The following is a 22,999-nucleotide window of genomic DNA, read 5'->3' on the forward strand; positions in this document are numbered from 1 at the left end:
CGCTACAGCGCTGTTGAGGGCGCGCTCGCGAGCGGCTTCGCTGCCGCCGATCTACACCACGCGGTGGGACACGACCGATCCCGTTGGCTGAACTTGCCCTCTCCCAGGGCTCCGTCAGCCAAAGAAGTGCGCCAATAACGCAGTACGGCATCGACGCTTCTATTCACAAATGTGGCCCTTGGTAGCGAGTGATGATTGAAATTGATCGGTCCCCGACACCCGATCGTGTATCCAGATACGGTCAAGCTGTACATGCACTTTCCGAGCGTCTGCACGGCCTTCTCGCGACCAGATCGTGGAGGACTTCGCATGTATTCTGACCTACAATGTTTCAGAACCTTCCGAGTGATTGCGCTTCGCCTTTTGGCACGATGAGGGCGACGCCAGACAATCCGTGTCGGAGTTGAGGATCGCTAAGCTAGCGTTGAGCTCTGAGTAAATTCAGCAACCGGTACTGGCCGAACCCGAAGGTTTGAGCCCACTCCAGTCGCTCCGCGTTGTCCAACACTTTTTCCATGGAGCCTTCCGTCGGCCCCGGCGTCTGCAATCGGTCATGGTGGAGGCGCGCAACCGGAAGATCTCGGATAGTCTCGGGGATAAATGCTCGCGTCCGTGGTCCGTAGCAAACGGATTAGCCGTCGCTAAGCAAGGGGCGGACCGTCAGCTACTAGGAAAGCACCGGCGGTTTTAAATGTCCGAGAGGGGGCGCAAAGCTGCTATTCCCCGAGCGTAGGGTCACGGCCTGCCGCTGGGCGGTCGCGAAGGAAAGTGTATTGAAGGGGGTCAGATCTTCTCTGTGGACAGGGTGTGATGAGGCGACCCCGAGTTCCGCACTGCCTTTTATGCGACTTTTCGAGCCGAGCACAAATAGTAGCTGAAACCAGCTGGTGTTAATCTTGAACAAGTCGAACCTTAGTTTCGACCCCGGGTCAGAATCCAGCATCGGCCCGGCATAGCGTGCGAGCTGGGGGGGGTCGCGTCGGAGCGGAGAGTACCCGAATCCTTTGGATCGCACGTCCGCCCACGTCAGAGCGATCAATACTTGATCCCAATCCCGAAACGCACCTCGTCGGTATCCTGACCTGTCTGGTAATCTTCCCCCTTTTGGTAAGTCAGATTGAGCGCGCTCAGGCCTTGGACATCCAAGTTGTAGGATAGGCCAGCTCCATAGAGCATCGCTTCAGCACCGCTCAAAACGTCTCGATGGTAAACAACTTTCGCCGTGGCGAACAGCTTGTCTTCAAGCGCCTCCGTCGGCGCTATTTTTATCTTCGTTTGAAGATTTCCCCCTACCCATAAGTATTCGTCGCCGGCAACGAGGTCCGTGAGCCCGGGATCTTGGACGTATCGGTAATCGATGTCAGCGGTTGCGCTCCAAGTAAACCAGACCCCCGGAACTGCTAGGAGATAACTGCCGAGACCGAGCGGGACGCTGTAGGGCTGCCACGCAACCTGACCGCTATAGATCTGCGCGTCGAAATCGAAGTCCGTCTGGTATGACGGATTAAACTGAAGGACCTGGGTGCCGAAAATCGGTCCATCATAGACGACTGTTTCCATGGAGACGCCGCCGATCAGTTTGCTCCGCTCAGCTTGCTCTGTGTCCGATTTCTTCCGCCAGTCGTATTCAATAAACGGCATAAACCCATAACCTGACACAAAACTGTGTCCCGGCCTATAGTCGCTGCGATCCGGATCGATATCTCGAATCACGTAGCTCAAAGCGCCACTCAAGCTGATATCGGACACGCCCCTATCAGGGTTATAACGTACGTCGAATTTTGCGCCTTCCGATGCGGCTCGGCCCAGCTTTTTCTCGTACACACTCGCATTGATGCGCTCGCTGCGTAGGAACAACTTCTGATCTTTTTGATCTGCCGGCGGTTGCGTCACCGGCTTTGCCAAATAAGAAATCTGACGTGATTTCCCGTAATCGAGATCCGTCGCTATCTCGTCCGTCAGATCCTCCGACACAGCCGAAGGAAGCTCGGGGACCTTGTTTGCCACAATATCAGCCACCTCGCCCGGCTCAAGCCTGCCATTCATTGGCGCCTTATCATAAGCGCGCAGCACAGGGTTCCTTAGGTGTTGAAGGAGCAGCGTTTGCTCACCGCCCGGGTCAATCGAGCCATTGCCGTTCAGATCGTAAGGCTTGAGGTCAGCCTCAGAAAAGGAGGTGATTGCTAGCGCGGGTGCTGCGAATAGGTAAAGCGGAATACCCAATAAGGCAGAAAAAACCCGATGCATCCGCGACCCCCTCAAACAACGATCCAGCCGTTTCCCTCGTAATTTTTCTTTATCGCGGCGTATATTTTCCCAATGCTATCGCAGTATCTTACATCGGCTCCGACGATATCCATGCCGTCCCCAGAAAATCTAGGCTGTCCATTGACATAGGGGCCAAACGCTTCGACCGCCGGAGAACCCCCTGGAAAATATCTAGACGTTGAATGTTCAAATCTGACTTTTTGCCACCGATCTCGGTCATTGTAATAGAACGCCGCAACTGCCCGTTTAAGATCGACGATTAGAAGTTGACGTTTGACCTGCTTGCTCATCGCGTTGCCTCAAATCAGCGTAACATTAATACGTGCCTTTCGACGTTCGTAGGCGTTCCCGTGCCCTGCCGCAACGAAGGCCGAGGTCATGTTGCTTCACCGATATTAAAGAGCGAGTGCCCGCGCTTCTGCGCCGCACACGATACGGTTCGGATTTTCTTGCTTCTTCCCAAACAACCCGTTTATTATTCAAATTACACTTCTCTCAGGAAGTCAAGTGGGTGGCGGCGAGCGCGAGATCATCATAACATTGGCGTCTCGCTGTCTTGCATCTGTCATGAAAAAGGACGGTAATGTAACAGGTGTGTGGGTATGGTTATGCGCAAATTCATACTGACTGCGTTTTTGGCGTTTTCTGCTACACATGCTGCTTATGCTTGGGGAACGTCCGGCCATTCAATTGTGGCGGAAATTGCGCAGCACTGTCTCAATGGGGCAGCGAGTACAGGCGTAGCTGCCCAATTAGGACAAGGTGGGTCACTCGCTTCGGTTAGCAGATGGGCCGATGACGAACGCGCCAGAGACAGGACAACCAGCCGCTGGCATTTTGTCGAAATACCATCCGCAGCCACGGACTATGACGCGGCTCGCGACTGCACACCTGACCCGGCGCTGGAGGATTGCATCATCGCAGCGATCGACCGGGAACTCGTGCTGGTGACTTGTGCCACTGCACCGATGGAACAGCGGCAGCGGGCGTTAAAGTTCCTGGTTCACCTCATCGGAGATCTCCGCCGACCGTTGCACGCGATCAAGGACGAACGCGGCGGAAACGAGATCGATGTCACGATAGCCACCCAATTGGGGATGAATGGAGACCTGCCGTTCAACACAAACCTGCACTCAGCTTGGGACGCTGCTCTGATCGACAAGACCGCCTGGTCATGCGGTAGCTACGTCGAACGCCTCGAAACCGGTTGGCTCAGGACCGCTGACGTCGCTACCGTTTCTGCCGGTACAACGACCGACTGGGCCAACGAGAGCCACTGCATCGCAGTCAGACTGATCGCCAGCGTGCCGAATAACATCGTGCTGGATGATGCTTATCGGAATGAGAATCTTCCTCTGATCGACCAGCAGCTGGGAACCGCGGGCCTTCGATTGGCGGAACTTCTCAACAGGGCTTTCTCGACCAGCAGCTGCCTACCTAGTGACTGAGTAGACGCCGTCACGAAGCGTTTGTGAGGTGGCCGGAAGGACTCCGGCGCGGGAGGTGACATGCCAACAGCGACGCAGGGATTGTCCATTTCGCCGGAGGCTCGAAGGCAGCTGTACGCGGCGCGCCGATACGTGCAGCGGGACGTGCAGGCAGAGCTGAACCTGCGCATCCCGTTCGATGTCTATTTCCAGGACCCGGCCATCACCGCGTCGGACCAAAGCTTCGATTTCGCGGATGGATTTCTGGTGCCTTGGGAGCCGGGGCTCGGCGATGGTCCAACCAGTGCACGCTTCGTGGTCGTCGATTATGACGGTGGCACCGAGTCCCTCGCCGTGCCGGCGAAATGGGATCCTCGACGAAGCGTTTTTCTCGACGAGGATGGCGATCAGGTAAACCGGAACAAGCTGAATACGCCTCAGTTTCACCAGGTCAATGTCTGGGCGACGTTGCAGAACGGACTCGATTATTTCGAGAACGGGTTCGGCTTGGGACGGCCAATTCGCTGGGGTTTCGAGGGCAATCGGCTGATCGTTGTCCCCCACGCTGGATACGGCGAAAACGCCTACTACGATCGCGAGAGCAAGTCGCTCCAGTTCTACTACTTTGACCGACCTGCCGGCCGCGTTTTTACCTGCCTTTCAGCTGACATCATCAACCACGAGTTCGGCCATGCCGTGCTCGATGGTCTACGTCCCTATTATAACGAGTCCGTGCTGCCCGAGACTGCGGGATTTCACGAGTTCATGGGCGACATGGCCGCCATCTTGATCGCCTTCCGCAATAACGCCTTCCGTGCTCAACTCGTCGCGAAAACAGAGGGCGACCTCGACAGCGAGAGTGCGTTGTCCAGCATCGCCGACGAATTCGGCCGACAGGTGAAGGACCGGCCTTACCTGCGTAGCGCTCTAAACCCGCAGACCTTCGCTTCGGTGAAAGACAGCCAGTCGCAACACTTCATGTCGGAGGTGCTGACCGGAACTATATTCGACGTCCTCCGACAACTGTCGCGATATTATATCGATGTCAAGAAATTCACGGTCGCACAGGCGTTTTCATACACTGTACGACGGATGCAAAATGTTGCGGTACAACCCCTCGATCTACTGCCGCCCGTAGACGTCACTTTCAGGGATTATGCGCTCGCCATCCTTCGAGCTGAGGAGATAGCCAATCCGAGCGATGCGGACGGTCAGCGAGCGATGATGCTCGACGCGTTTATCCACCGAGGATTGATCGACGAGGCGGAGCGGGAAGAACTAAGCCGGGCAAAGGTCACGTTCCGGCGTCTTCCTGTCGACATATTTCACGATGTCGAAACCATCGCGAATTCGCGGGCGTACGCCTATCGGTTTCTCGACGACAACCGTATGTCGCTGCTTATTCCGTACACGGCAGACATTGTTCTTCCTGAGGTCACGACCGCCCAGAAGTTCACCGTCGATGGGCGCCGACAGCCGAAGCAGGTCCTCGTCCAATATGTCTGGCGGGAGGATGTCGAGCTCAACGGTGCTGAATTCGGCGCCTATGCAGGCCAAACCACCAGTCTGCTGTGCGGCGGCACGATCGCGCTTGATGAAAACGGCAACGTTCTTCACTGGGCCCGGAAACCAGGCACAGGTCCACAGCTTGGTACAGGCCAGGACGTCGACGATGAGATTGATGAAGGGCGAAAACGCAGGGCGGCTTTCCTCTCGGCGTTGGCGCGTCGGATTGCGGCCGGCAGAATCCACAATCCGATTGGCGGCGAGGCTGGGTTGCTCGAGAAAAGCATAGCCCCTCTCAGTTCGCGGGTGATCGATGGCACGGTGCGCTTTCACCTCGCCCCGCATACCGGTCTTCATGACGATCGCGACGATGAAATGGGAGATGTGCAGTGGCAGATAAGCTCCTAGTCCGCGCCTACGATGTCGAGGTCGGCGATTGCATCTATTGCCGAATTCCCAAGGCGCGTCAGAAGGACGGCGCGGCCGACGATTTCCACATCCTCATCGACTGCGGCTCAAAGGGCCAGGCGGCGCTACTCAAGCATGCGATTGCAAATCTGAAAGAGATCTTGCCAGACGCCGGCGATGGCCGGGTTCGGCTCGACCTTCTGGTCGTGACACATGAACATGCCGACCACATCAAAGGGTTCGACCCTGAGGATTTTGACGGTATCAAAGTCGAAAACATCTGGATGAGCGTGGCAATGAACGCCGAGCATCCTCAAGCCGAACACGCGTTTGCCCTCAACCAACTTGCGACGCGGGCTATGCGCAATCTTGCCGCAAGGAATCTATCCCTGAGTCCTGAGCTCCAGGGCCTCGTTGCCCTCTATGAGCTCGGCAATGATGGCGCGATGGAGGCATTGCGAACCACGCTTCCGACCCGAAACTTGATTGAGCCCAAATACGTCCATGCCGAGATGACCGCAGACGACTTGGCGATTGAGACCCTGCAGGGCGCCACTCTCAAGGTTCTCGGGCCCGAAGAGAATATCGACCGCTATTATCTCGGTGATGAAGGGGCGGAGATCGTTCACGCCTTTGCTGAAACGACAGGTGCTCTGCGACCGCTCAGTGATGAGCCCCAGGCTCGACCGGATAGCATAAGCGGTTCCGATTTCCGGCGTCTGCGATCGCGGATGATGTCAGGACTGTTCGCGTTCACGCAGGAAAACGACAAAGTCATCAACAACACCAGTGTCGTTTTGCTGATCGAATGGAAAGGACGACGCCTCCTGTTCGTCGGCGATGCCGAATGGTCCAATACATTCCGCGTTGGGCAGAAAAACGGCTCCTGGAACACAATGTGGAACAAGCGCCCCGAACTTCTGGCCAAGCCGATCGATTTCCTCAAGATCGGCCATCACGGCAGCGAGAACTCGACGCCTTGGTCCAGCAGCGGGAATGGCGAAAGCGAGCCTGCCAGGATCCTGAATGCGATCCTTCCCCTCCCCGCCGATGGAGAGCAGCCAACCGCGAAAGCGCTCGTATCAACCGCACGCGGGAATTCGTATCCCAGCATCCCGCGCTCAGAGCTTCTTGTCGAGTTGGGCAAGCGCGTCGGCAATTCTCGAAGGTATCTGAATAACCTCGGGGCGGCCGGCGCCGCCAACCTGCCGCATTACGCGGAACGGGAGGAGCGATGGCTCATGGAAGCGCAACCACCGCGAACGGATCTCGAGTGCATCCTCAGCGGCAAGACGTATGTGGATATCGAAATCGACGCGGCGTGATCGCTCGAGCATCGACTTCGAATACGCGGCGCCGCAGCAATAGTGCGTTGGCAGTTCCTCGCATGACATGAATGGTCGTTTAGCAAAGGGAGGGTCACATGAAACCAAGATACATACATATCGGCAGTTGGAATATCGAACATTTCGGCCGAGTGGACGATTCGCCTAACAACCAGTACGCCATCGCCGAGCACATCGAACTCTCCGGCGTCAGCATTCTAGCGCTGCAGGAACTCTATATCACAGATGATTTCGCACCGGGCGGCCAGCTTGGAAACAGGTTCCTTAGATCGTCCTTGGATCTCGTCGAGGAGCATACTGGCAATCATTGGGAGTACGAAATCTTCGCGAATCGTGATTCGAGCGATCGAAGCCAGCTTTGCGGCATCGCCTGGAACACGGCCCGTGTGACAAAAGTCGGCGAAACGCTGCGAGTCAACGTGTCGAACCAGGCAGTGGACGACAATGGAGACAGACTCTCGCTTTGGGACAGACATCCGCATGCGGTGAAGTTTGCGGCGCGACCGGGTGAAGACGCAGCCATACAGCTGACGGATTTCGTGGTGATACCGCTTCACATGAAGTCGAACGTCGGGCAACGCCACGTCGTGATGCGCACGCGATACCATGAGGCGCGCGAGTTAATGGCTCAGATAGCCGTAATTGGCGATGCCTTCGATGAGCGCGATATCATCGTCCTCGGTGACACCAACTGCAAGAGGCGTGACGAAGGGGCGATCCAGGCTTTCATTGAGAGCGGCTTCGAAGACTTGAATGAAGACGACATTCCGACGTACGCGATCGGCAATGATGCGCCGTTCGACCGCATCTTTATCCCGCGCGGAGCCGAGAGGAAAACATTCCGGTTTAGTCGCCAGTATATTCTGAGATCGGCAAGCCCCTTGGCGCATGATAAGTATCTTTCTGACCACTATTTGGTGAAAACCTCGATCGTGGTGCGTCGAGACGATGATTTTGCAGGCTCCGAAGTTGCGGCTGCTGTGAGCGGAACGTAGTCGTGAAGAAGTCGGCTCTCATCGCCTGAGTGCAAGGCGGTGTATGTTGGTTGATCGACGTGGAGGGGGCATGGGGCAGACACTCGTTGCGATAGGCATTGCCATTCTCGCGATAGGCCTCCTTGTCACGTTCGCCCTGACGCCGGAGGCCCTTCGCATCGTCGGCGATTTCACGCGAATCGGATCGGGTTTCGACGGCGCCCTCCCGCTGCCACCGGATGAAATCAACAAAGCCATCAGCGAAGCCAATGCCATCGCGACCAGTGTGAATCAGGCGACCATTGAGACCAAATCCTGGGCACAATGGCTATTGATGCTGGTCGTCGTGTTCGGAGCCGCAACGACGATTCTCGCTGGCTTGCAGAAGGCAATCCAATGGGGACCGCGGGCCAGCACCCTCATGACCCTTGCTATCGGTTTGCTCGGCGCAGCTGCTGCCGTCTCGACATCAGGTGCAACTTATCTGAATGGCGTCGCCGACAGCCGTTTCGCCTGCGTAGACAACATTGAACAGGAGGCCGCGAAAACGCTCAGTTCGGTCAGAGATGAAACCGACGCGCAGGCGGCGCGCCAATACCTTGATGACCTTCTCCGGTTCGCGAACCGGTGCAAGGCATGAAATGCCTGTACCACTGCTGTCATTCGCCTCGTTGGCGCTGATTCTGAGCGTCGGCAACGCCGTCGCCGGCTGTGATTTTGCCCTGCGGAGCACGAAGCTGACAGATGCCCAGATCGAACGGGCGATCGACATTGTCAACGCGGCCGTGCGCGATTCAGAACTCGTACTCTTTTTCTCAAACACGATGGAAGGTAGCGCGGACAGCGATGGCATTCCCGTCCATCACATCAGGCCGGATCAAGCCAGGCCGGTCGTCGCAGAAGTACCCGCAGGCTGCAGGGCGATTGTGATCAGCGGCGTGCATTTCGAGCGCAACTTCGCGGTTCTGTCAAAAGACAATGTACTCATGCAGGACAAGCAGATTTCGATGCTCGTGTTCCTGCTGCTGCATGAGTTGGGTCATATCGCGAACAAGCACTACGGTGCGTTCCTTCCGGCAACAGACGATGCCGTGCCAAACAACGACGAGACCGAGGCGAAAGCGCGGGAGCGCGACGCCGACAACTATGTTGCGACAATCCTGAAACGGGAATTTGGCCGACTCGGAAATGGCAATCCGCCGATCGATAACTACGACCTCTATTTCGGCACCACCGAGGCGATTATGTTCCTGAGCAGCCTCTCATTCGTGATCTCAAGCGAGGCGACACTCGACTGTTTCGGATGCCGGTCCCTTGGAGATCCCCGAATATTCTGGGATCATGGGCAGTCTCACCCGAATCTCGAATATCGATTGCTACTCATCAATCACGCAATCAGTGCCACTCCCGAATCGCAGGCGTTGCTCGACAGCTATGAGAAAGCGCGGGAAGACCTAAATGCGCCCTCGCCGCCTTAGCAGCCTAACTGGACTGTGGCTTAGGCAGCGTCGGCAGTGTACCTGACTGGGTGGTTTCCTACATGCAGGACGCGATTGAACAAAGCGACAGAACAGGACTGAAGCTCGAAACTGCAAAGCTTGTTCATAGGACCGGCTTGCCGAGCGGGGTGCTCACACTCGCGATCGCTGCGATCCAGGGGCAGTCCAAGCGCGCTGATGCGGCCGCTTGGCACGAGGGCGCCGCCTGATCGCTCCCAATTGTGCTTGGCCTATGGGATCAACTAGCCGACCACCGGAAAAAAAGCGGCTGGGGGCTGAGCGAGGATGGGGACTTACTCGGACTTTCATATCGGGAAGTTCCAGCTGGAATCGAGCGGGAATTTCAACACGACCACGCACCATTCGATTTTCCTCGAATCGGACGGTGCTATCGTCGAGCGGAACTACGCTGGCGAGTGAAGTCACACATGTAGAGGTGTTTCAAGCTCCACTCCGCTCGATTGTCACCCGCCTAGAGCTGCTGGGATCAACTCTGCCAGCAATCGAGCGCAGGTTTGCGAACCCTTACGTCACCCATGATGAGCCGCACGACGTCACTTTCGAAGAGACCCTAGCTCTCGTCCGCAATGCCGATCTCGATTCTATCGCCGAATTCGAGGCAGGACAGGACGGCGAAGGCATCCTTCCTATTGAATACCAAGAGCGGCTGCAGGGGTCATCCTACCAACAACGATTCATGGTGCTCCCAGGCTGGGACATATCCAGCCTACTTGAGAGGCTTCGCCCTTACGACATCCTGCGTGTGCTGGCTGAGAGACCGGAAAACCTGGACTTAATGGTGGTCTGGGACTTCATAGACGTGGTGGACAGCGGTTATTTCGAGCGGAAGGATTTTACTGTCGGCTCTGACGCTCAGGACTACCTGTTGGTCACGGAAGGCACCAGCGACACCGACATTATCCGGCATGCTTTCAAAATCCTACGTCCCGAGGTCGCTGACTTTTTTGGCTATGTGGACATGGAGAAGAACTACCCCTTCGGTGGACATGGCAATCTGCTGAATTTCATGAAGGGCCTGGACAGCATCGGGTTGACCGGGGGGTGTCCTCGCAATCTTTGACAATGACGCCGCCGGCGTCGGCTCGCTGAAGGAACTGTCAAAGCTACCCAACATAAAGGCGGTAAAACTTCCTGACCTTGAGGAGTTCAGGAGCTTCCCAACTATTGGCCCTAACGGCGAGCATCTTGCTGACAATAACGGCAGGGCGGCTGCCATCGAGTGCTATCTGAAACTCCTGGCAGGCTGTCGTATCCGATGGACCAACTACGATCCCAAAGTCGGCGAGTATCACGGCGCGATCGATCAAAAGGATTCGGAGAAGAGCCGCCAGCGGGATACATTTCTGAAGACTACCCCTAGACTAGCACAGATTCGCGGCTCCGCCGATACCGATGAGACCGTCAGTACACAGCGCCCGGGTTTGGTAAGCGACAACAGTGTCGCTTCGAAGTTGCAAGGGTAGATGTCAATTCACGACAACGACCTACTACCGGAATGCCTTTTTGGATACCGTTACGGCCGTCGGCGCGGAGGTTGTGTCTGGTTTGGCCCTGTTAGGCTAAACGCTTGTTTTCGGGACTCCGGGCGGATTGTATCGAACGCCAAGACCTAGAACATTCTGCCCATCGCATTTCGCGCAATTCCAGGCGCCGACCCGGATCGTGCTGTCTTTATCAGCTGTCGGATCAATTTCCAGCAGGACAGCCATCAGCTTCTTGGGCTGCCACGTTTCATATTCCTTCGGCGGAAGCTCTTTTTTGTACGCGGTTGCACGATCATACGTCACGGCCTCAATGACTAACCGCAGGTCAAGCGCAGCATAACGCAACCGGGCGTCATCGCCCGATTCAAGCTCGATCTTTGCCGTCCTTGCGTAGTCTCTGGCCTTGTTGCGGTAGTCGACCATTGTGCACCTATGCGGACGCCAACCATCCTTAAACTTGTATGCGCCGACGTTTCGCTCTCTTCAACCGCAGTTCATTCGCCGGTGAGGATGCGACATGGCGCGCGCAGCGAAGCGCCCCTTGCCACGTGGTTCTGCAACTGGATCTAGCTAACTAGGCATGAGCCACAACGACAGACAAGCAGGTGCTCCTTGCAAAAGTGCCGCTGCTCCATTCTGCGGACGTCTGCTTTTGGGATTCCGCCAGCTTCCTGCTCACTGGCCGTTATTGGGCGCAAAGCGGACCTAACATAGCAGCGCCCTTTGTGCGTGCCATTGCGCCGGCACGGGCTGAAGTAGATCAGCGTGGTAATCGTGGCTAGTTGGTGCCCGTCAAGGACCGTCTCGACGAATGCCGGAGAAAGCAGCGTCAGTTGCAAGAGACGATTGACGTATGAGGCGCTGATTTTCTCTGCCTTGGCGATATCCTCGGCGCTTCCGTAGGCGCCCTGCTTCAGCATCTGCTGCCAGCGATAGGCGCGGGCAATAGATTTGACGAGCGTGTTATCGACGCGTGGCCGAGCAGAGGCCTATCGCTCCTAGCCAGCTGTCGACAGGCCACCCATGCCCTCTACGCTGCTGCCGCGGCTAGCATTGTCATCCGGAAAACCGAGGATGGTCTTTCATTCGCCGCCCACCGCGCGTCAGTGCTTGATTCCCATTCGAGCGCGCAGCGTCGCTGTGACATGATCCTCGTGCGGCTCAACGAAATCGATCGCGTCACTATTCCTCGATTGAAGGCTGATCGTCATCCAGCTCTCGCCACCTACTAGGACGCGAGTGACAAGCTCGGCGACCTGACTGGCCTGCTGAACAGTCGCCGGATCAAATTTGAAATCGTCATCGAGCAGCGTGCGCACGTCCCATAGGGGAACGGTCCCATGGTCGACGGGGAAGCGTCGCATCGCTCCCGTAAGGATACCCCCATCGATAGCGCAGGACAGCGAAGACATCTTCAAGAAACTCAACCGGTGGTCAGGACGCGCAAGAACGGCAGCAACGGTCGCGATATGCAGAGCAGCTAACCCAGCCTCGGGGGTACTCCATTGCTCAGAACGCTCGCGTAGGCGCCCGATGGTGTGATCGTAGCCGTCAAGTCGTAAAGACGCTCTCTAAGTCGAATACTCCAGCATTTGCCGGAGGAGCAAGAGACTCGAATGTCTGCGCGCCGACGAACCCTGACCCACTGACCGGAAATTCCGCCTTCCCAAAAATCAGAATGCTTGAGAAACAGGCCTGAGGTTCCGCTAGGGAATGCTCCCCTTTGATGAGGTCCGCCTGCTGGTCAAAGACGTCGATGTGGTCGTAATTGAGAGCTATATCGGAATTGGGGCAGACACGCGATCATTCGCTCCCAAGGAGTCTTCCCGGTCATACACATGGTCAAATGGCAGAAGCCTATTCAACCCGAAAGCTGCCGAAGCATACCAGAAGACCGGTCCCTCCCCGTCTTGCCGCACATTCAGGCACGACAAGTCGTGCGAACTGTCCGCCGGTCACAATTGCGAGAAATCGTCCCCTTATCGGACACGACCATTTATGAGATGGAACAGCGTGGCGAGTTCCCACGACGCTTCAATCTAACCCCCCGCTGTGTTGTTTGGGATCTGGCGGAGGTCGAAGCCTGGGTACAGGCAAGGCGAAGCGCATCGTCTGCCGGCGCGATCGAAATTGCCCCAGGTCCAGACGTGCGGTCGCGGAAGACGAGACCTGTCAAATCGGATCGAGGATGATCGCCGCCCCAGCAGCCGGCTGGAGTACGGGCTTGTGCTTCTTGCCTGCCGCCCATGCCTCAACCATGTCCGCCCATTCCTGCAGCATATGACGACGCTGCGGCTCATGCGGCTTTTTCCGTTTCATTCGCTCTTTGGGAATGCTCCAAACAGCGTTCTCAAAATCGACCTCGTCCCACGTCGCGTCCAGCAGCTCACCCTTCCGAACCATCGTAAGCAGGGTCAGCTTTAGGCCGAGCCGTATAGTCGGCAACGTTGGCACATTTTCCAACTCGTTCAGCATGATTCGGATTTCTGCGGGGGACAATGCTCGGTCTTTTGCCTCGAACGTGGCAATCGAGGCCGGTCCTACCTCGTCCGCTGGATTGGGAATTTTCTCGCCGTGCAGAATGGCATGACCATAGATCTGCTTAACAATATCCCGGACATGAATGGCTGTTGCCGGCGCGCCGCGGTCGCGCACCTTTGCGCAGAGCGCCCGCAAGTCGTCAGCTGTTATTTCTGTGAGGAGCCTTTTGTCCCAAATCGGCAAGATGTCTCGATCGAAGATGGCTTTGCGCATTGAGCGTGTGCTATCCGCCATCTTGGCCTCCTTAAACCACCCCCCGCCGGCATCGCCGAAGGTGGCCATTGCAGACAGGCGCCGCTTTTCACGCTGCTTTTCATGCGCCGGCGATTGTCCTGCTGCCACCATTTTTCGAGCGGCAATGCAGCGGTCGCGCGCCTCTGCTAGCGAGATGCCGCCCTCACCATAGCGACCCAGCGTGACTGTCTCTCGTCGTATCGGAACGAGATCTGCCCTGCGGGGGACACCGTGGCGTACATACCGTCACGATCAGCGACCTTGTATATTTTGTCTTTTGGTTTCAGCTTCTTAAGTGCAATGTCAGTGAGCATGGCGAGGACAATCCAAGCGCGTTTCCACATATCCAGCGCCAGATTTTACCGTCATCGATTTTACCGTCAAGGCCCGACCATATCGTCGAAAATTCAATTGCTTACCTAGAGATTAGCTAACGTACTAGGAAGCGAGGTCGTGACGGTACTAGCTTCAAGGGAGGATGATGAGAGAAGGGATACCGTCAGGCTTACCGCCAAATGATTCCGCTTGTGAGCGATAGTCAGCGATAGGCAAAGAGAGAAAAACGATTGCAGCTCAATTAGTTAGCTGTATGCCGCCGATAGCCACCAAATGCTGGCGAACGACCGAGCTTTATTCCCATTCAATAGTGCCCGGCGGCTTGCTCGTCACGTCGTAGACGACGCGGTTGATGCCGCGCACCTCGTTGATGATGCGGGTGGCGGCGGCGCCGAGGAACGCCATGTCGTAGTGGTAGAAATCCGCCGTCATGCCGTCGACCGAGGTGACGGCGCGCAGCGCGCAGACGAATTCATAGGTGCGGCCGTCGCCCATGACGCCGACGGTCTGCACCGGCAGCAGCACGGCGAAGGCCTGCCAGATGGCGTCATAGAGGCCGGCCTTGCGGATCTCGTCGAGATAGATGGCATCGGCCTCGCGCAGGATCTCCAGCTTTTCGCGGGTGATGCCGCCCGGGCAGCGGATGGCAAGACCGGGTCCGGGAAACGGGTGCCGGCCGACGAAGCTGTCGGGCAGGCCGAGCTCCTTGCCGAGCACCCTGACCTCGTCCTTGAACAGTTCGCGCAGCGGCTCGACCAGTTGCATGTTCATGCGCTCGGGCAGGCCGCCGACATTGTGGTGCGACTTGATCGTCACCGACGGGCCGCCGGTGAAGGAGACGCTTTCGATGACGTCGGGATAGAGCGTGCCCTGCGCCAGGAAATCGGCGCCGCCGAGTTTCTCGGCCTCTTCCTCGAACACCTCGATGAACAGCCGGCCAATGGTCTTGCGCTTCTTTTCCGGATCCGACTCGCCCTCGAGCGCGCCGATAAAGCGGTCCGAGGCGTCAACCAGGATGAGCGGCAGATTGTAGTGCTGGCGAAACATCTCGACCACGCCTGATGCCTCGTCCTTGCGCATCAGCCCGTGGTCGACAAGGATGCAGGTGAGCTGGTCGCCGACCGCCTCGTGGATCAGGAGTGCTGCGACCGAGGAATCGACGCCGCCCGAAAGCGCGCAGATGACCTTGCCCTTGCCGACCTGCTTGCGGATCGTCTCGACCGCGTGCTCGCGGTAGGCGCGCATCGTCCAGTCGCCTTCGATGCCGGCGATCTTGTGGACGAAGTTTTGCAGCAGCCGGGCGCCGTCCGGCGTGTGCACCACTTCGGGGTGGAACATGATGCCGTACATCTTGCGCTCGACATTGCCGAAGATGGCGAAGGGCGAGCCTTCCGATTTGCCGAACACCTCGAATCCCTTGGGCAGCGAGATGACGCGGTCGCCATGGCTCATCCACACCTGATGGCGCTGACCGGGCGCCCACAGGCCCTCGAACAGCGGGCTGTCCTTCTGGATCTCGACGAAGGCACGGCCGAATTCGCGATGGTCGGAGCTTTCGGCGACGCCGCCCATCTGCACGCACATGGCCATCTGGCCATAGCAGATGCCGAGCACCGGCACGCCGGCGTCGAAGACAATCTGCGGCGCGCGCGGGCTGCCGATGTCGCCGGTCGAGGCCGGGCCGCCGGAGAGGATCACCGCCTTCGGATTGATGCGCCTGAACGCCGCTTCGGCCGACTGGAACGGCACGATCTCGGAAAAGACGCCGGCCTCGCGGATGCGCCTGGCGATGAGCTGCGTGAACTGGCTGCCGAAATCGACAATCAGGACGGTGTCGGGCAGGACGGTGTCGGGACGATTGGCTATCTTCATGGCGAGCGTTTAGAGAAAGAAACGAGTCGGCGCAATGGGTTGCGAAGGCGTCTCTGTCACTCCGTTTCCGCGTCACGGGATGGTCCAAATTGCAGCGCACCGGAGCCAATCGCCTGTTCCAGCCGCGTCACCGCGTCCGCCAGCCTCTCGTCGATGACATGGAGATACTCCTTCCAGTCGCCGACATGCCTGAGATCGGCAGCCCCGTCGGAAATGCCGCGCAGGCCGACGAGCGGCACGCCGAACAATTGGCAGGCACGCAGGCAGGCGAAGGTCTCCATATCGACCATGTCCTCGCCAATCGCATCATAGGCGCTGCCGGAGATGATCGCCGCGCCGGTCGACAGCGTCGCCTCCCTTATGCCTGGAATCCTGAACGGCAGCGGCACCGTCACCGGCAGGTCGAGAAACGGCGTCGCGCCCTTCTCGAAGCCCAATGGCGAGGCGTCGATGTCGCGGTAGGCGACCGAAACGGCTTGGTAGATTTCCGTCTGTTCCAGTGTCCGGCTGCCGGCCGAACCGAGCGAGACGACGAGATCCGGCAGCGCCTTTTCAGATTTGAGCCATGACAGTTCCGCGCCCAGCCTGACACCCGCTTCGACCGGCCCCACCCCTGTCATGACAGGCGTGAACAGCCGCTGCAGATGCGGCCCGTATTCGGCCTGCGCCGCCATCACGAAAAGGACGTCCCTGCCGGCAATTCTGACGGCCTTGCGCATCGGATCAGCCTTCAATGCCATCGCGCCCGACCACCGTCATCATCGTTCCAGTCATGGTGGCGATCAGCTTGGCCTCGCCGTCGACGGCGAAGGCATAGGCCTGGCCGTCGGCGACGATGATGGTGCGGCCGGGCTTGGTCACCGAGCCGCGGAACAGAAAACGCTCGCCCCGGCCCGGCGCCAGCAGATTGACCTTGAATTCGATGGTCAGCACACTGGAGCTTTCCGGCATCAGCGAGAACGCGGCATAGCCGCAGGCCGAGTCCAGCGCCGTCGAAATGACGCCGGCATGAAGAAAGCCATGCTGCTGGGTCAGCGCCGTTGAATAGGGCATCTCGATCTCGATGATGCCGGGCGTCACCAACGTCAGCTCGGCGCCGATCGTCATCATGGCGTTCTGGCGCGCGAAGGACGTCCTGACACGATCCTCATAATTGGGGGCGGGTACGATCTCTGCTGCCATAGCTTGTCACGCTCCTGTCAGAAAAGCTTATTGCAGAGGTATGAGCGGCAGGCAATCGCTATTGCTGCAGTGCAGCAATCGGCCCGCCGGCAAGGTTCAGCCACCCTTGCGCAGTGCGCAGACATAAAACCCATCGGTACCGCTCAACGCCGGCGACAGCGCAATGCCGCCTGCGCCGATACGCGCTGCCGCCTCGTGGCCCGGAAAGCGGCTGTCCCAGAGCTGGCGGTGATCGACCGGGACAAAGCCGCTGTTCCGATCCCTGAAGGCAGCGACCTGCTCGCCATTCTCCTCGTCGAACACCGAGCAGGTGATGTAGACCAGCAGCCCGCCCGGTTTGACGAAGGTCTTGGCGACATCGAGGATCGCCGATTGCTCGCCCTTGCGCGCATCGAGCTGCTTCTGCGTCAGCCGCCATTTGGCATCGGGCCGGCGCCGCCAGGTGCCGCTGCCGGTGCAGGGCGCGTCGACCACGACGATGTCCATGTGGCCCGCGAGGGGGCTTAGTTCCGTCGGCTTGGTGACGATTTGCACGTTGCGGTTTTCCGAGCGGCGGATGCGGTCGAAGATCGGCGCCAGCCGCGCTTTTTCGGAATCATGGGCAAACACCTGGCCGCGATTGTCCATCGCCGCCGACAAGGCCAGCGTCTTGCCGCCGGCTCCGGCGCAAAAGTCGAGAACCTGCATCCCGGCCTCGGCGCCAGCCAGCGTGGCGGCAATCTGCGAGCCTTCGTCCTGAACCTCGAACCAGCCTTTCTGGAAGGCCGGTTCGGCCTGCACGTTCGGGTGCCTGCCGTCGCCCGCGATCGGCGGGATGCGGATGCCGTGCGGCGCAATTCGTGCAGCCTTGGCGCCGGTCTCGGCCAGTTCGGCGAGCACCTTGTTGCGATCGGCCTTCAGCGTGTTGACCCTGAGGTCGAGTGGCGGGCGGGTCGCCAGCGCCGCACCTTCATCGACCCAGCTGGCACCGAAGGCCTGCTCGAAAAGCGGTTCGCACCAATCCGGAATATCGGCGCGCACCGCCGGCGGCGCATCGTCGAGCCGGCGGCCGGCAACCGCCTTCAACTCATCGTCGTTCAACAGCGGCGGCGCAAACTTGTCACCGTCGAGCGCTTCGTTCAACGACTGCGCCGTCTGGTTCCATTCGAGCAGCAGCGCGCCAAAACCGATGGCGCGCGGCGTATCTTCGCCCAACAGCCAGCCGGCCGAGCGCTTTCGCCGCAGCGCGTCGTAGACGATGTTGCCGATCGCGGCGCGATCGCCGCCGCCTGCGAAGCGGTGCGACAGGCCCCAATCCTTCAGCGCATCGGCGACCGGCCGGTGCCGCCGGCCGATATCCTCCAGCACTTCGATGGCTGCTGCCAGCCGTCCGCCCAGTCGCATCTTGTTATTCCGTTACTCAGCAAATCAATTCCGGGGTCCTGCTCTAAAGCGCGCGACCGGCGCACACAAGCGGGGAGAGTCTTGCGGGCAGAGGGCGCTCGCTTCAGGTTTGCGCTGCACCCTCACCCTGACCCTCTCCCCGTGAGAACGCCAGATCAAACGCAGCTCTCTTGATATCAGCGACCCTCGCATTGCTATGCTTTCAAACTTTTGAAGTTGCGATAGTCTTCCGCTGCGTGATTCGCCAAGAACTGCAAGCGGATCGGCGGGAAATTACAAGGAGAGGGCAATGAAGACTTACCTGGCGGAAGTTCTAGGCACATTTCTACTGGTGTTCATCGGCACGGCTTCGGTGGTGACGGGCGGCTTCGGCGGCGCGCTGCCGCTCGGCCAGGAAGGCATCGGTCTGGCATTCGGCATCGGCCTGATCGCGGCGGCTTATGCGATCGGCCCGATCTCGGGTGCGCATCTCAACCCGGCGGTGACGCTCGGCGTGTTCCTCGCCGGCCGAATGGAGGCCAAGGACGTCATCCCCTACTGGATCGCGCAGGTCATCGGCGCCATCATTGCGTCGCTGGCGCTGTGGATCATCGTCTCCGGGCAGGTCGGCGGCCATACCGGCGGCTTCGGCGCCAACGGCTGGGATGCGACGAAGTGGGGTGTCAGCTCGGCGCTCTTGTGGGAACTGATCGGAACCTTCACCTTTGTCACGGTCATCCTCGGCGTCACCAGCGGCAGCCACGCGACGGCCTTTGCCGGCCTCGTCATCGGCCTGACGCTGGCAGGACTGCACTTCGCCATCATTCCGGTGACCGGCACGTCGCTCAATCCGGCCCGCTCGATCGGCCCGGCGCTGTTTTCGGGAAGTGCGGCGATCGGCCAGCTCTGGCTGTTCATCGTCGCACCGCTGATCGGCGGCGCCATCGCCGGCGTGGTCGCCAAGACCCGTATCTTCGAGAAGGACTGACAGGCTTTGGTCTGACAAAAAGGCGCGGGACCCGGCCCGCGCCTTTTTGTTTGAGGTTCGAAAACTTATCCAGGCGGGACGCTACCCGCTCCGGGCCTTGGCGCTAGAGCCCCATCCCGATGGAACCGGGATGGGGCTCTAGCTTTTTTTTTGAGTGTGATCTTTTCCGAAAACCGGATTCCACTTTTCGGGATCATGCTCCTGGATCAGGCAAGTTCGAAGCGATCGGCGTTCATCACCTTGTTCCACGCCGCCACGAAGTCGTTGGCAAATTTCTCCTCCGCGTCCGCGGTCGCATAGACTTCCGCCAGGGCGCGCAGCTGGGAATGCGAACCGAAGATGAGGTCGACGCGGGTGCCGCTCCACTTGAGCTCGCCTGTCGTCCGATCGCGTCCTTCGAACAATTCCTTGGCCTCCGATGTCGACTTCCACACCGTTCCCATGTCGAGCAGGTTGACGAAGAAGTCGTTGGTCAGCGTCTCAGGCCGCTTGGTGAAGACGCCGTGCGTTGACTGCTCGGCATTTGCGCCGAGCACGCGCAGGCCGCCGACGAGGACTGTCATCTCCGGCGCCGTCAGCGTCAGCAATTGCGCCCGGTCGACCAGCGCCTCCTCGGGCGACAAACGCTGCGGGCCGCTGAGATAGTTGCGGAAACCGTCGGCGGTCGGTTCGAGCGGGGCGAAGGAGTCGACGTCGGTCTGCTCCTGGGAGGCATCCATGCGACCCGGCGTGAAAGGAACCTTCACGTCGTTGCCGGCGTCCTTCGCGGCCTTTTCGATTGCGGCGCCGCCGCCAATGACGATCAGGTCGGCAAGCGAGACTTTCTTGTCGCCGGACTGCGAAGCATTGAACTCCTTGCGGATCGCTTCGAGCTTCTCCAGCACCTTCGCCAGCTGAGCCGGCTGGTTGACGTCCCAGTCCTTCTGCGGCGCCAGGCGAATGCGCGCGCCGTTGGCGCCACCGCGCTTGTCGGAACCACGGAAGGTCGAGGCGGACGCCCAGGCCGTCGAGACCAGCTGCGGCACCGAAAGGCCGGAGGCGAGGATTTTTGACTTCAGGGCGGCCACGTCCAGCTCATCGACCAGCACATGATCGACGGCAGGGATAGGATCCTGCCACGGCAGCTCTTCCTTGGGCACGAGCGGGCCAAGATAGCGCACGATCGGGCCCATGTCGCGGTGGGTCAGCTTGTACCACGCGCGGGCGAAGGCATCGGCGAACTGGTCCGGATACTGATGGAAGCGCCGCGAGATCTTTTCGTAGGCAGGATCGAACCGCAGAGCGAGGTCGGTGGTCAGCATCGAAGGCGCGTGACGCTTTGCCGGGTTGTGGGCATCGGGCACGGTGTCTGCGCCGGCGCCGCCCTTCGGCGTCCACTGGTGTGCGCCGGCCGGGCTCTTGGTCAACTCCCATTCGAAGCCGAACAAATTGTCGAAGAAGTTGTTGCCCCATTTCGTCGGCGTCGTCGTCCACGTCACTTCCAGGCCGCTGCCGATCGCGTCACCGCCTTTGCCGGTGCCAAAAGTGCTCGCCCAGCCGAGGCCCTGCTCTTCGATGCCGGCTGCTTCCGGCTCGGGGCCAACCAGCGTCGCATCGCCGGCGCCGTGGGTCTTGCCGAAGGTGTGGCCGCCGGCGATGAGCGCGACGGTCTCCTCATCGTTCATGGCCATGCGCGCAAAGGTCTCGCGGATATCGTGTGCCGCGGCCAAAGGATCCGGATTGCCGTTCGGCCCTTCCGGGTTGACGTAGATCAGACCCATCTGCACGGCGGCGAGAGGGTTTTGCAGATCGCGTTCGCCGCTATAGCGCTCGTCGGCCAGCCATTTGCCTTCGGGGCCCCAATAAATGTCCTGTTCGGGCTCCCAGACATCGGCGCGCCCGCCGGCAAAACCGAAGGTCTTGAAGCCCATCGATTCCAGGGCGACGTTGCCGGTGAGAATCATCAGGTCGGCCCAGGAGATCTTGCGGCCGTATTTCTGCTTGATCGGCCACAGCAGCCGGCGAGCCTTGTCGAGATTGACGTTGTCCGGCCAGCTGTTGAGCGGCGCGAAGCGCTGCTGGCCGGCTCCGGCACCGCCACGGCCGTCGCCGATGCGGTAGGTGCCGGCGCTGTGCCAGGCCATGCGGATGAACAGCGGCCCGTAATGGCCAAAGTCGGCCGGCCACCACTCCTGCGAGTCCGTCATCAGCGCATGCAGGTCCTTGATCACGGCGTTCAGATCGAGACTTTTGAACTCCTTGGCGTAATCGAACGCCTCGCCCATTGGATCGGACAGTGCGGATTGCTGGTGGAGTACCTGCACATTCAGCTGGTTCGGCCACCAGTCACGGTTGGCCCTGGCGATAGTTGTGTGCACGACCGGGCATTTTCCGGCGCTGGTGTCATCGGTCTTTGCGTCCATCGTTCTCTCCAATTTCTGAATTTTCCGGGATTTGTCGTTTTCCGGGATTGTTGATCTTCCGGGGATTTGTTGATTTTCCGGACAGGCCCTGAGCCACGCCATTCTGGAATGGTTCCAGACTAGGCCGCATTGCCGATAAAAACAAATTGCCTTTCCTGTTTGTTGCGATAGGATTTTCTTATGATAGGTCTCACCGTCCGGCAGATGCAGTATTTCGAGGCACTGGCGCAGACGCTGCATTTCGGCCGTGCCGCGAAACTGGCCGGCGTCAGCCAGCCGGCGCTGTCGTCGCAGATTGCAGAAATGGAGTTGCGGCTGAATTGCCGGCTGTTCGAGCGCGGCGGCAAATCGGTGCGGATGACCGACGAGGCATTGGCCATGCTGCCACGCATCGAGCGCATTCTTGCCGACATCCGCGAGATCGAGACCACGGCTCGGCGCGGCCGCCCCGCCATGGAAGGGCGCTTCCGGCTCGGCATCATCCCGACGGTGGCGCCCTATCTGCTGCCGCATGTGCTGCCGGAACTAAAACGGCATTTCCCGGCCTTGCAGCTCGAATTGCGTGAAGCGGTGACCGCCTCGCTGGTCGAGGACACCGCGCTGGGAAAGCTCGACGCCTTCATCGCGGCCCTTCCCCTCGATCAGCCCGGGCTGATCACCGAGCCGCTTTTCTCCGACCGGTTCTTCCTTGCCGTGCCGGCCGGCGATCCCGCATTCGCCTCGCCGCCGGTGCCGCCGGAAAGCCCGGCATTGGAAAGGCTGATGCTGCTGGAGGAAGGCCACTGCCTGCGTGAACAGGCGCTTGCCGTCTGCGGCAGCGTGCGGCCGGTGGCAATGGCGAGCTATGGCGCGACCAGCCTGACGACGCTGCTGCAGATGGTGGCGCACGGGCTCGGCGTCACGCTTATCCCGGAAATGGCGGCAGGGCCGGCCAGCGCCATGCGCGATTTGAAGATCGTGCCGTTCCAGGAGCCGATGCCGCAGCGCACGATCTGCCTCGCCTGGCGGCGCAACAAGGTCCGGCATGACGAATGCGTCGAACTGGCCAAGATCATCCGCGGCCTGGACGAGGCGGTGCTGGCGGCGTGAGGGTGGGGATGTCGGCCAGAGGGTCCGACCGCCTTGGCATGCCGCGCAGCAGTCCTACAT

At 59.4% G+C, this 22,999-nt stretch carries 19 protein-coding genes and 1 pseudogene; 10 read left to right on the top strand and 10 right to left on the bottom strand.

Annotation, left to right across the window (positions count from 1 at the left end; translation table 11 throughout):
- Window positions 1–1,035 precede the first annotated feature (1,035 nt).
- Together AC0L17_RS27225 and AC0L17_RS27230 are read right to left on the bottom strand one after the other, a co-directional pair.
- On the bottom strand, window positions 1,036–2,247 hold the full coding sequence (locus AC0L17_RS27225; RefSeq protein WP_473518068.1) for a hypothetical protein: 1,212 nt from the start codon (window positions 2,245–2,247) through the stop codon (window positions 1,036–1,038).
- Window positions 2,248–2,258: 11 nt separating this feature from the next.
- A complete protein-coding gene (locus AC0L17_RS27230) occupies window positions 2,259–2,558 on the bottom strand; it encodes a hypothetical protein (RefSeq protein WP_473518069.1) in 300 nt (99 codons plus the stop codon).
- Window positions 2,559–2,876: 318 nt separating this feature from the next.
- Here AC0L17_RS27230 and AC0L17_RS27235 point away from each other — a divergent pair, with 318 nt between their 5' ends.
- The 7 genes from AC0L17_RS27235 to AC0L17_RS27265 all read left to right on the top strand — a co-directional run bounded on the left by AC0L17_RS27235 (window position 2,877) and on the right by AC0L17_RS27265 (window position 10,509).
- Window positions 2,877–3,716, top strand: coding sequence for a S1/P1 nuclease (locus tag AC0L17_RS27235; RefSeq protein WP_473518070.1), 840 nt, complete (start codon window positions 2,877–2,879; stop codon window positions 3,714–3,716).
- Between the two features lie 60 nt (window positions 3,717–3,776).
- The gene (locus AC0L17_RS27240) at window positions 3,777–5,609 is read left to right on the top strand and encodes a gluzincin family metallopeptidase (protein WP_473518072.1); all 1,833 of its coding nucleotides are present in this window, start codon (window positions 3,777–3,779) and stop codon (window positions 5,607–5,609) included.
- Window positions 5,591–6,934 carry an MBL fold metallo-hydrolase gene (locus tag AC0L17_RS27245; RefSeq protein ID WP_473518073.1) on the top strand — a complete coding sequence of 448 codons (1,344 nt, stop codon included), beginning with the start codon at window positions 5,591–5,593 and terminating at the stop codon, window positions 6,932–6,934. The genes AC0L17_RS27240 and AC0L17_RS27245 overlap by 19 nt, the downstream gene beginning before the upstream one ends.
- A gap of 98 nt (window positions 6,935–7,032) precedes the next feature.
- Window positions 7,033–7,950, top strand: coding sequence for an endonuclease/exonuclease/phosphatase family protein (locus AC0L17_RS27250; protein ID WP_473518074.1), 918 nt, complete (start codon window positions 7,033–7,035; stop codon window positions 7,948–7,950).
- 70 nt (window positions 7,951–8,020) lie between these two features.
- Complete coding sequence (locus AC0L17_RS27255) at window positions 8,021–8,569, top strand: hypothetical protein (RefSeq protein WP_473518075.1); 549 nt, start codon at window positions 8,021–8,023, stop codon at window positions 8,567–8,569.
- A 1-nt stretch (window position 8,570) separates the two neighbouring features.
- Complete coding sequence (locus AC0L17_RS27260; protein ID WP_473518076.1) at window positions 8,571–9,407, top strand: hypothetical protein; 837 nt, start codon at window positions 8,571–8,573, stop codon at window positions 9,405–9,407.
- Window positions 9,408–9,660: 253 nt separating this feature from the next.
- On the top strand, window positions 9,661–10,509 hold the full coding sequence (locus AC0L17_RS27265) for a HEPN/Toprim-associated domain-containing protein (RefSeq protein ID WP_473518077.1): 849 nt from the start codon (window positions 9,661–9,663) through the stop codon (window positions 10,507–10,509).
- A 499-nt stretch (window positions 10,510–11,008) separates the two neighbouring features.
- On the opposite strand, the gene AC0L17_RS27270 is transcribed toward AC0L17_RS27265, so the two are convergent.
- Window positions 11,009–11,356: a hypothetical protein gene (locus tag AC0L17_RS27270; RefSeq protein WP_473518078.1), complete on the bottom strand. Its 348-nt coding sequence runs from the start codon at window positions 11,354–11,356 to the stop codon at window positions 11,009–11,011.
- Window positions 11,357–12,036: 680 nt separating this feature from the next.
- The gene (locus AC0L17_RS27275) at window positions 12,037–12,351 is read right to left on the bottom strand and encodes a hypothetical protein (RefSeq protein WP_473518079.1); all 315 of its coding nucleotides are present in this window, start codon (window positions 12,349–12,351) and stop codon (window positions 12,037–12,039) included.
- A 420-nt stretch (window positions 12,352–12,771) separates the two neighbouring features.
- Between AC0L17_RS27275 and AC0L17_RS27280 the strand changes: the two genes are divergently transcribed.
- Entirely contained in the window at window positions 12,772–13,125 is a 354-nt protein-coding gene (locus tag AC0L17_RS27280) for a helix-turn-helix transcriptional regulator (protein ID WP_473518080.1), read from the top strand.
- On the opposite strand, the pseudogene AC0L17_RS27285 reads toward AC0L17_RS27280, so the two are convergent.
- From AC0L17_RS27285 to AC0L17_RS27305, 5 genes and pseudogenes are all read right to left on the bottom strand, one after another.
- A pseudogene (locus AC0L17_RS27285) lies at window positions 13,106–14,022 on the bottom strand (tyrosine-type recombinase/integrase). The gene AC0L17_RS27280 and the pseudogene AC0L17_RS27285 overlap by 20 nt on opposite strands.
- Window positions 14,023–14,338: 316 nt before the next feature.
- Entirely contained in the window at window positions 14,339–15,916 is a 1,578-nt protein-coding gene (gene guaA, locus AC0L17_RS27290) for a glutamine-hydrolyzing GMP synthase (RefSeq protein ID WP_287219789.1), read from the bottom strand.
- Window positions 15,917–15,972: 56 nt separating this feature from the next.
- Complete coding sequence (locus AC0L17_RS27295) at window positions 15,973–16,635, bottom strand: 5'-methylthioadenosine/S-adenosylhomocysteine nucleosidase (protein WP_091597450.1); 663 nt, start codon at window positions 16,633–16,635, stop codon at window positions 15,973–15,975.
- A 4-nt stretch (window positions 16,636–16,639) separates the two neighbouring features.
- Window positions 16,640–17,098 (bottom strand): PaaI family thioesterase, encoded by a 459-nt coding sequence (locus tag AC0L17_RS27300; RefSeq protein WP_473518081.1) that lies wholly within the window; start codon window positions 17,096–17,098, stop codon window positions 16,640–16,642.
- Between the two features lie 96 nt (window positions 17,099–17,194).
- Window positions 17,195–18,481, bottom strand: a complete 1,287-nt coding sequence (locus AC0L17_RS27305; RefSeq protein ID WP_473518082.1) for an RsmB/NOP family class I SAM-dependent RNA methyltransferase — start codon at window positions 18,479–18,481, stop codon at window positions 17,195–17,197.
- A gap of 289 nt (window positions 18,482–18,770) precedes the next feature.
- Between AC0L17_RS27305 and AC0L17_RS27310 the strand changes: the two genes are divergently transcribed.
- Window positions 18,771–19,448, top strand: a complete 678-nt coding sequence (locus tag AC0L17_RS27310; RefSeq protein ID WP_027152432.1) for an MIP/aquaporin family protein — start codon at window positions 18,771–18,773, stop codon at window positions 19,446–19,448.
- 206 nt (window positions 19,449–19,654) lie between these two features.
- On the opposite strand, the gene katG is transcribed toward AC0L17_RS27310, so the two are convergent.
- Entirely contained in the window at window positions 19,655–21,850 is a 2,196-nt protein-coding gene (gene katG, locus AC0L17_RS27315) for a catalase/peroxidase HPI (protein ID WP_473518083.1), read from the bottom strand.
- A 180-nt stretch (window positions 21,851–22,030) separates the two neighbouring features.
- Here katG and AC0L17_RS27320 point away from each other — a divergent pair, with 180 nt between their 5' ends.
- The gene (locus tag AC0L17_RS27320; protein WP_023800368.1) at window positions 22,031–22,939 is read left to right on the top strand and encodes a hydrogen peroxide-inducible genes activator; all 909 of its coding nucleotides are present in this window, start codon (window positions 22,031–22,033) and stop codon (window positions 22,937–22,939) included.
- Window positions 22,940–22,999: the final 60 nt, after the last annotated feature.

The sequence above is a fragment of the Mesorhizobium sp. WSM4829 genome, assembly GCF_055811475.1.